Genomic DNA, 5,992 nt, shown 5'->3' with positions numbered 1-5,992 from the left:
GGGCCCGGCAAGGCGCTGATCGTCGGCGGCACGCGTGAGATCTGCGCGAACCTGTACGACGCGATCATCGCGCTGCGGCCGGACTGGCACTCGGATGCACTGGATGCCGGACGGATCAAGGTCGTCTATTCGGGAACCGCCGCCGATCAGCCGCCGATCAGCAAGCACGTGCGCCGTGACTCGGCGAACGCCGCCGTCAAGGACAGGCTGAAGGACCCCGACGACGAACTGGAACTCGTCATCGTCAAGGACATGATGCTGACCGGTTTCGACGCCCCTCCCCTGCACACGCTCTACCTCGATCGCCCGCTCAAAGGCGCGCTGCTCATGCAGACCCTGGCGCGCGTGAACCGCACGTTCCGCGGCAAGCAGGACGGCCTTCTCGTCGCGTACGCGCCGCTCGCGGACAACCTCGCGCAGGCCTTGCAGGAGTACACCGTCACCGATCGGGAGCGCAAGCCCGTTGGCCGCGACGTGGAAGAGGCACGCGAACTGGCGCTCGGCTTCGTCGAGCAGATCCGGATGCTGCTGCACGGATGCGACTGGCAGGCCGACCTCGCCGCCGGTGGTCCGCGCGCGCTGCTGCGCGCGGCGACCCGCGCCACAGAGTTCCTGCGCGATGTGAAGCGCAACCAGCCGTCGGCCGACGATGCGCCGGGCGCAGCCGCCCGGTTCCGCAAGCTCAGCGGACAGCTCGCGCGCGCGTGGGCCCTGGCGTCGGGCAGCAGCACGCTCACTGAGCTCCGCAACGAGATCGCGTTCTACGAGGAGGTGCGGGTGTGGATGGCGAAGTACGACGCCCGTGACCGCCAGGCGAACGACCAGCCGATCCCCGAGGACATCCAGCGTCTGCTGGGCGCGCTGATCGCCGATGCCACCGCGACGAACGACGTCATCGACATCTACGAGGCCGCGGGCATGCCGCGCCTCACGCTGGACCGGCTCACCCCCGAGTTCACCGCCGAAGTGCAGCGCGCCCGCAATCCGCAGCTCGCGATCGAGGCGCTGCGCGCCGCTCTGATCGACGAGAGCATGGCGGTGTCGCGCGGCAACCTCGTGCGCCAGCGCGCGTTCTCAGAGCGGATCGCCGAGATCATGAACCGCTACACGAACCAGCAGCTGACCTCCGCTCAGGTGATCGCCGAGCTCGTCGCCCTTGCGAAGGAGGTCGCGGCCGAGGCATCCCGCGGCGAGCAGTTCTCGCCGCCGCTGTCACACGACGAGCTCGCCTTCTTCGACGCTGTCGCCACCAACGAGTCGGCCGTCGATGTGCAGGGCGAGGACACGCTCGCTCAGATCGCCCGCGAACTCGTCGCGATCATGCGCCGCGACGTGCGCACCGACTGGACCGTACGTGACGACGTGCGTGCGAAGCTGCGCTCGTCGATCAAGCGACTGCTCGTCAAGTACAAGTACCCGCCGGACCGGCAGCCCGCCGCCATCGGCCTGGTGATGGAGCAGATGGAGGCGATGGCGCCGCGCTACATGGACGGGCGGCAGTAGCGCGACGCTTCGACAGGCTCAGCGACCCAACTCCGAGGCGGGTCTCCGGGCGCGTCGACAGGCTCAGCGACCCGGCCTCGGAGAGGATCGCCGGTCAGCCGCCGATCTTCTCGCCCGCGGGCGAGAGCACCCACCAGATGCCGCCGACGCCCTGACCGTTCACGTCGCCCTTCGCCGCGTCGCCCGCGAAGGTGTACAGCGGCCAGCCGTCCAGCGTGACCTGGTGCTTGCCGTCGGGGGTGTCGATCGTGGCGAGCGTGCCCGTGACACCGTCGGCCTTCGGCGTCGTGGAGTCGGACAGGATCGGCGGCCACTTCGCCAGGCACTCGCCGGTGCAGGCGCTGGTCTTCGTGCCCTGAGTGTCCTTGTCGAACATGTAGGCAGTCATGCCGTCGCCGTCGACCACGATCTTCCCGAGCGAGCTGTCCGCGACGGCCAGGCCTGATGCCGCCGGTTCCGGAGCCTGCGACGACGGCGCCCCGTAGCCGCCGGAGTCGGAACCGGAACCGCCGGACCCACCGGAACCGCCCGTGCCGCCGGAGCAGCCGGCGAGAAGGAGTGCGAGGGCGATGCCCCCGATGGCGAGTGCCCTGCGCCCGTGTGCCCTGTACCCGTATGCCCTGTGCGACATCGTGCCGTCCCTTTCGTCTGATCAGCCTCCGCGATGGCGGCCGCTCCCGTGACACGAGACGGACGGGGCGGATGGTTCACCCGAACTCGTGCTTCACGACGACTTTCCCGGTGGCATCCCGGATCTCGACGGACCGGATGTCGGACTCCGGCAGCCCCGTTCCCGCCGACAGCCGCGCGGTGGCCCCGGCTTCCACGTTCCAGTTCGACAGGGTGGTGGTCGTGCCGTCCCGCGAAGTGACCGCCAGCTCGTAGGTGCCGCTCCATCCCGAATACCCCTCATAGGCGCACACCACGTCGAGCCTGGTCCCCCACGGCACCGTGGTGAGCGCCACCGTCGCCACGACCGGCGCTCCCCCGACGGGCTCCAGCGCCACGGCCTCGGCCGGACGGGGCATCAGCAGAGCGACCGACACCACGGCGGCCACGACGACCGCGGCCGCAGCCCCCACCACCCAGGCGGTGAGCCTCCTGCGCCTGGTGCGGCGGGCGCGTGCGGCGGCCAGCACACGCACGGGCGCCGCGCCGTCGGCATCCTGCTCCGCGATCCGCTGGGCATCCTCCGGCCTCACCTGGGACAGCAGCACGACGGTCGACGTGAGCTCGGCGACCGCCTCGCGGCACCGCGAGCAGTGCGCGAGATGCTCCTCGAACTCTGCGCGGTCCGATGCCGAGAGCGCCCCCAGCGCATATGCGGCGTCCCAGGTGGCGTACCGCTCGTGGTCGGCGTTCACCTCGTCACCCCTCTCTCCTGCAGTGCGAGCCGCAGGGCCCGCAGTCCGTAATGCATCCGGGACTTCACGGTCCCCTCGGCGATCCCCAGTTCCTCCGCCACCTCGCGAACGCTCCGCCCGCGGTAGTACGCGGCGATCACGACCTCGCGATGCTCCGGACTCACCGCGGCGAGCGCGTCCTGGATCAGCAGCGCGTCGAAGAGCCGATCGGTGTGGTCGTCGGCTGCCCGCTCGGGAAGCTCCGCGACCGGGTTCTCGTGCCTGCGGCGGGCGCTGCGCGCCTCGTCGATCACGATGTGCCTGGCGACGGTGATCATCCACGCCCTCGAAGTGGTCGGGTCCTGCTCCAGGATGCGCGGGGTCCGCCAGGCGCGCAGCAGCGTCTCCTGCACGACGTCGTCGGCTGAACCGCCGCGGTTGCCCGTGATGCTCACCACATACCGCCGGATCGGGCCGGCATGAAGCTCATAGAGCGCGGTCAGTCGCTCGTCGTCCTCTTCGGTCACGGATCGCCTCCTCACGATGGGAACGAGGCAGGACGGTCGCCGGTTCATTCTCGGGTCGCGATGAACCGGATCGGCGCGGAGATCGTTGTCTCCGTATGGACATCTTCGCCGACGCGGACGGATTCCGCATAGCAGGTCTGCCGCTGCATCCGCTGCTCGTCCACGCCGTGGTCGTGCTCGCGCCCCTCACCGCACTCGCGGTGGCGCTGGTCGCGGTGTGGCCGGCCGCACGTCGGCGGCTCGGGTGGGCGCCGCCGATCGCGGCGCTGGGAGTCGCGGCGCTGGTGCCGGTGACCGTGCTGGCAGGGCAGTCGCTCGCCTCGACCGTCGGCTACACCCCCGCGATCCTGCACCACGAGGCTCTCGGCCTGATGCTGATCCCGTGGACGATCGCCCTGCTGATCGCGTCCGTCGCCGTCGCGATGGGTGATCGGATGCTGCCGCGGCTGCGCCGCACGAGACCGCGGATGAGCCGCATCCTCGCTGTCGCGATCATCGCCGCGGCCCTCGTCGCCGCCGCCGGGACCGTCGTCGTCACGGTGCTGACGGGAGACGCCGGGGCGCGCGCGGTGTGGGGTGCGGTCTGACCGCCGGATGCCTGAGCGATCCACGCCGAGCTCACCCCATCGGCGCGCCCAGGAATAGCCGATCGGACGATGTCATGGCTCGACGCCGATTCGTAGCGTTGAAGACATGAACATCACCTCCCGGATCTCCCGCCGCTCCCTCATCGCCGCATCGACCATCGCGCTCGCCGCGATCGCTGTCGTCCCCACCACGGCAGCCGCCGCTGCTCCTGCCCCGGCCGCCGCATCCGCCTCGTGGAAGAACCTGACCCCGTCCGAGACCCTCGCGTCGACGCCGTGGAAGACCACGAGCGCGCTCGACCAGGACGGCAACCGCGTCGCCCTCGACAACCCGGCCGTCGCGAGCTTCGTCGGCTGGGCGTACTTCAAGGCCGACGGCACGTACACGATGTACAACCTCGACAACAGCCCGAAGCTGCACGGCGACTGGACCGTCGCCGCAGATGGCTCGTCGCGCTGGATCAACGCGAAGGACGCGAACGGCAACGTGCTGTTCCAGCGCGTCGTGCCGATCACCGAGCTGACCAAGAACGTCTTCACCTACCGCGTGTTCCCGAACGCCGCCGACACGTCGGTCTACTACGACATCGTGCACACCAAGACCAACCACGTCGAGCCCGGCACCGACGGCCGCGGCCCCGGCGCGCACGGCAGCCACGGCATCAACGGCAGCGGCGAGTACCACTTCAACAACGGCAACGCCCGCTGATCCGCACCGATCCAGCGATCATGAGCCCGGTCCCCTGGTGGACCGGGCTCATCCGTATGAGCGCTCAGCGCCGGCGGATGCGGACGGTCCAGATCACGAGATCGGCGAGCGCATCGATCGCGAGCAGGATGCCGAGGCCCCGCGTGACCCGGGAGCGCCCCCGCCCGAGAGCGACACCCAGTGCCAGCTCCGCCGTGCTCAGCGCCGCTCCGAGCAGAGGGCGCTTGCGCAGGAAGCGGGCGAACCGCACTGCGGGCCGGCCGCGGTCCGTCAGTGAGGCGAACTCCACGAGGCCGCCCATCACGACGTCGCCCACCGTGCGCGGCCAGCCCTGCGGCGCGAAACGACGACCGAGGGCGGTGTCCTCCAGTCCAGCCGCGACGAGCGAGTGCGGAACGCCGAAGGCGAGCACGAGCGCGCGCACCCGGGCATCCGGCCCCACGACCCCGCCGAGCGCCTCGGGCAGGCAGGCCCGGCGCACGGCAGCCGCATCGACCGCGCTCCCCAGGTCGAGCTCGGCGAGCTCATCGCCTGCGCCGTCGATCTCTTCCAGCATCCGGCGGTACAGCGCGGCGCTCTCCGGCACGGAGATCGTGTCGAAGTCGAGGACGGGCCGGGTGAGACGCTCCGCGTTCGGCCAGAACATCGCGGCCCGGCCGTGCGTACCGCTGACCTCCACCCACGCCTCGCCCTGGGGTGGGACGTTGACCTCGATGACGGGGCCGTCGGACCTGCCGCCCGCGATCGCGCCGTGTGCGCGATCGGTGCGGTACCGGTACACCGACCAGGCGCTGTCCTCCAGGTAGTCGACCGGGGTGTCCAGCAGCTGCGCGGTCAGACGCGCGGCCCACGGCCCGCGACGGGAGAACTCCGCGACGCGGACGGGGTCCGGTGCGAACGCACCCTCGGCGCCGGCGTCCGGCATCCCGAATCCGGGCAGGTCGTCGACGGCATCGTCGAGCTGCTCGAACGCCTCGCCGAACTCCTGCTCCAGCTCGGCGTCGACCTGCCCCAGTGCGTCTTCGGCGGCATCCGGCGCGTCGTCGGCGAGACCGAGGCGCAGCGTCAGTCCCTGAGCGGCGAACAGCGCACCCAGGCGCGCAGCGCTGAGGTCGAAGCGCAGCAGCCCGCCGTCGTCCAGGGCGACGACGGCGGCGTCCTCGGTGATCGGGAGCAGTACGGTCGCCGTGCTGCCCTCTGAACCGCGGACGGCGGCGAGGACGCGCTCCTCGCGCAGCATCCGCTCGGTGCTCTCGAGCGGATCCGATCCGTCACCGGAGTCGACCGAGGCGAACGTGATCTGGAACGCGATCTGCTCTGCTG

Annotated in this window: 7 protein-coding genes; 3 read left to right on the top strand and 4 right to left on the bottom strand. The window is 70.7% G+C overall.

Translation table 11 applies throughout. From position 1 onward, the window contains the following. Positions 1-1,503, top strand: a 1,503-nt coding sequence (locus BGN97_RS11410; RefSeq protein ID WP_292701443.1) for a type I restriction enzyme endonuclease domain-containing protein, incomplete at its 5' end; no start/stop codon positions are given. A gap of 94 nt (positions 1,504-1,597) precedes the next feature. Here BGN97_RS11410 and BGN97_RS11405 read toward each other — a convergent pair. From BGN97_RS11405 to BGN97_RS11395, 3 genes are all read right to left on the bottom strand, one after another. Beyond that, on the bottom strand, positions 1,598-2,134 hold the full coding sequence (locus BGN97_RS11405) for a hypothetical protein (protein ID WP_292701440.1): 537 nt from the start codon (positions 2,132-2,134) through the stop codon (positions 1,598-1,600). Positions 2,135-2,210: 76 nt separating this feature from the next. Beyond that, positions 2,211-2,867 carry a zf-HC2 domain-containing protein gene (locus BGN97_RS11400; RefSeq protein ID WP_292701437.1) on the bottom strand — a complete coding sequence of 219 codons (657 nt, stop codon included), beginning with the start codon at positions 2,865-2,867 and terminating at the stop codon, positions 2,211-2,213. Next, positions 2,864-3,373, bottom strand: coding sequence for a sigma-70 family RNA polymerase sigma factor (locus BGN97_RS11395; protein WP_292701434.1), 510 nt, complete (start codon positions 3,371-3,373; stop codon positions 2,864-2,866). Before BGN97_RS11395 ends, BGN97_RS11400 begins: the two co-directional genes overlap by 4 nt. Before the next feature lie 95 nt (positions 3,374-3,468). Between BGN97_RS11395 and BGN97_RS11390 the strand changes: the two genes are divergently transcribed. Both BGN97_RS11390 and BGN97_RS11385 read left to right on the top strand, forming a co-directional pair. After that, entirely contained in the window at positions 3,469-3,960 is a 492-nt protein-coding gene (locus BGN97_RS11390; RefSeq protein ID WP_292701431.1) for a DUF2231 domain-containing protein, read from the top strand. Between the two features lie 106 nt (positions 3,961-4,066). After that, entirely contained in the window at positions 4,067-4,669 is a 603-nt protein-coding gene (locus BGN97_RS11385) for a DUF4822 domain-containing protein (protein WP_292701427.1), read from the top strand. 64 nt (positions 4,670-4,733) lie between these two features. On the opposite strand, the gene BGN97_RS11380 is transcribed toward BGN97_RS11385, so the two are convergent. After that, positions 4,734-5,992: hypothetical protein (locus BGN97_RS11380; protein ID WP_292701425.1), on the bottom strand; the 1,259-nt coding region annotated here is incomplete at its 5' end.

Source organism: Microbacterium sp. 69-10 (assembly GCF_001897945.1).
GTDB lineage: Bacteria > Actinomycetota > Actinomycetes > Actinomycetales > Microbacteriaceae > Microbacterium.
This window is presented reverse-complemented; position numbering and strand designations above follow the sequence as displayed.